3 protein-coding genes and 2 pseudogenes are annotated in these 3247 nt (G+C 38.8%); 3 read left to right on the top strand and 2 right to left on the bottom strand.

Translation table 11 applies throughout. From position 1 onward, the window contains the following. Positions 1-316 precede the first annotated feature (316 nt). The 3 genes and pseudogenes from B4113_RS19850 (at position 317) to B4113_RS21175 (ending at position 1460) form a co-directional block, all read left to right on the top strand. A complete protein-coding gene (locus B4113_RS19850) occupies positions 317-472 on the top strand; it encodes a hypothetical protein (protein WP_156102743.1) in 156 nt (51 codons plus the stop codon). 496 nt (positions 473-968) lie between these two features. Continuing rightward, positions 969-1031 (top strand): annotated as a pseudogene (locus B4113_RS21170) (hypothetical protein); the annotation flags it as partial. A 9-nt stretch (positions 1032-1040) separates the two neighbouring features. Continuing rightward, the gene (locus B4113_RS21175) at positions 1041-1460 is read left to right on the top strand and encodes a transposase (protein ID WP_051962745.1); all 420 of its coding nucleotides are present in this window, start codon (positions 1041-1043) and stop codon (positions 1458-1460) included. A 489-nt stretch (positions 1461-1949) separates the two neighbouring features. On the opposite strand, the gene B4113_RS08480 is transcribed toward B4113_RS21175, so the two are convergent. Together B4113_RS08480 and B4113_RS18755 are read right to left on the bottom strand one after the other, a co-directional pair. Beyond that, positions 1950-2534, bottom strand: a complete 585-nt coding sequence (locus B4113_RS08480) for a hypothetical protein (protein ID WP_051962744.1) — start codon at positions 2532-2534, stop codon at positions 1950-1952. 438 nt (positions 2535-2972) lie between these two features. Then, a pseudogene (locus B4113_RS18755) lies at positions 2973-3173 on the bottom strand (IS66 family transposase); the annotation flags it as partial. Positions 3174-3247 lie beyond the last annotated feature (74 nt).

Genomic DNA, 3247 nt, shown 5'->3' on the forward strand with positions numbered 1-3247 from the left:
AATAAAAATCCCCCTAAAAACAACAACAAACCCTTGAAAAACAAGGGTTTGCTAAAAATTACTGTCGGAATTTTTTTTTTTGAACGAATCTTGACAAGCAGATACTCAAATATGTAACACAAAGATAGTCTTAGTAATATACCAAAAATTTCATAAGAAATAAGCAAATGGTTCATCGCCATGTTCTTTCTTAGATGCATAAGTAAGGTATGTCAAGGAAAAATTAAGTGCGACTTTTGGTGAGAACCAAGCACATTTTCTTATGGATGCAAAAAAGTATTTACTAAGACAAATCTTTTTGAAAGGAGGGAATAATATGAAATTAGCTGCTGTCCTTGGAGTTCCAACATGGGTCGCATGGACTATTGCCGCAGCCATTATTGCTGGTACTGCCGTAGTTGCTCCAGAAATAGCTGTTGAATTTTTAGCCTTAATGGCTGAAAGCGGCGAAGCTTCAGCTGTTGCTTGGTAATAACATCTGAGTTATTGTGGAGATAACTCTATTCACGAAAACCTTGCTCAAAAACTACCAATACTAAGATCATAGGATGAATGGGGGTTATTGTGGAGGAATCCCCATTCATCTTTTAGACACTATTCCTAATAATGCTATGGCTGAAAGAATACGTCTTAATGAATAGAGTTATTGTGGAGGTAACTCAATTCATCACGAAAATCCTAGTTGAAAAATAACCAATATCAGTTTATCAAAGATTTGATCACTTTACTAGACTTTCTTATAAGAGGAAGGACGATGGATTTTTGAACGTTCCCTCCCTCCTCATTGTCCGATCTGCCCGACTTGCTTCGGACGGACAACCAAAATATCATCGAAACGAAAACAATGGATTCATGGCTATACCAATACGGTCGGTTTATTTTGGATTGAACTTCCCATCGAAAGACGGCGTTGCCAAGCCTGTTTTCTGACGTTCACCGTTTCTGATCCGGGACTTCCGTCTCACAGTATCGCGACGGAATCGTTTCAACAATGGGTCGCCCAGTTATGCATCGGAAAAACGATCCAAGAAGTCGCTCGCTTGTTACCACTCGCCTACACGACCGTAGAACGCTGGTTTTATCAATATGCCCCGGCTCTTTTACCAACATCGAATCCTACCGTCGTATGTGTGGATGAATTCGCTTTCCGAAAGGGACATGATGACGGAGTAGCGGTGATGGACACACAGACTCGGAATGTCCTTTCCGTTGCTTCTGGAAAAAATGAAGAAGCCATTGTGGAGGCGCTTCAACCCATTGCCGCCAAAGTGAAGTATGTGGTCAGCGACTTGGCTCCTGCCATGAGAAAAGCCATGGAAAAGGTATGTCCAAAAGCCGTTCACGTTCTTGACCACTTCCATAACTGGTGCGGATTTTCATCCCCGGGTGGAGGGCAGGCAGTAGGAGCTGGTTCTGTATTGGGTGTATTCATTGGTGCTTGGATGGAAGCAAACAGCTAGGAACATCGGCAATCATGGGCGTTATAGGGCTGATAGAGTTTACTCAGCGGTTGATACCTTGACGGTAGGCGGGACGGCATTCGGTTCATTTTTAGCAGGTTGGATTATTTCCTATCTATCTGTATCTTTTACATTAGTTGTAATTTCTATTATTTCCCTTACCTTGAGGGTAATTTTCATTCCGGACATTGTTCGAAGTACACAAGAAGAGAAATCAATTAGTCCTTCAGGTGGGAGTTATGGAAAATAAACAGCTATAAAAAGATTGGAGTATATCCGTGGTACTAGTTAAGCACTAGCGCTCAACGATATACATGCTCATTAAAAAATGAACATTTGCTTCTCTTGCAACGATCTTCCTCCTCCATGGCTCAGCTTGCAGATGAAGACGCAGGATTTTTGGAGGAAATGATGCTGTGCTTATGGTGTACATGATCAAGGAGAAGGTTCGTTCTTCATGTTGCATGTATATAGCACCACGGATTATCATTAAACTTCTAACTTCAGTTGTTTTAAGACATTTTGGTATGCTATTAGATTTCCTCCCAAGAATCCTTTAATAAAATCATCTTCTGCTTTTTCTATTTCTTTTCTATAATAATCCGAGATGAATTCAAACTCATCTATGCAATCAGCTATGATTTCACCGATTTTTTCCTTGCCTCTTCTTTGTGATAATTCCTTTTCTAATTTATTCCTAATGGAACTATATCCTAAAGCCATACCTTTATACTGTCCTACTTGCAAACTTATAGGTATGTTGTGTTCTTTCTCAAGTTCAATGATTGGTTTTTGGGAACTACTATTTAGTTCAAATTCCTCGATTTGTTTTATAATTTTTTCGATTTTATTAACTATATTTTTTTCCCATTCTTCTTTCTTATAATCAAACTCCCATCTTAGCTTTTGGCTTACCAATCTATAAGCTAAAGATAAACCTTCATAAAATCTCTTTTCACATTTATCCTTTACCTCTTCTTTTTTGATCTTTGCTTGTCTTTCATTATTTTCAAACTCCAGAATACAATCCTCTATCTTCGCACCTCTGAACATTTTTTTTCTATAGTTATCCAAAAAAATCCCCCTTTGTATTTTTATATACATAGTTGTTTACATATTAACACAAATGTATACCTAATAAGAAGGAATAAAATGTTTTCTACACTAAAAAGTTAAGCGAAATAGTCTTCCCCCTGTCAAGTAGACATCTATAAAAAAGACACCATTGTCTTTCGTTATTTAATAGAGCACGAGGTACCGTCAAGAATTTTGTGTAATGTAATGGGGGGTAGGGTTTCTCTGAAATGGATTTAAATTGATAGGGGACTGGTTTTCTCCACACAGGAGACTGGATATTCAGTTTCTTGTGTGGAAAGGGAGAATCCCCTTATTTTGTTCATCCTCATTTACAATATATGGTTAATTATAACGTTCTTCGTATCCATTCAGCCCAATACTAGCGAGATTTTCAGAATCCAGCACCAATAGGGCATTTCCGGTATCGAAAACGCCCTAGGAGGAATGGAGAAGCGTTTGAAGAGACTCCCCACTTAGAAGTTTTTGCAACGATTCCCACACCGGCTTTCCGTGTTTTTGCAGGGTAGAAATGACGCTACGAATGATACAGAAAGCCTTGGCATCGTCTTCCTGACGAAACGTTCCAGAAATTTTTGGTTTGACTTTCACCATCCGCAAATCGCGCTCGGCTTGGTTGATGATGTATAAAATTTTGTGTAAAGCATTTTGCTAGACCAAAAGAAAAAAGGTAGGGTATTCTCTGATTGGAC

It is taken from the genome of Geobacillus sp. B4113_201601 (assembly GCF_001587475.1).
Taxonomy (GTDB): Bacteria; Bacillota; Bacilli; order Bacillales; family Anoxybacillaceae; genus Geobacillus; species Geobacillus icigianus.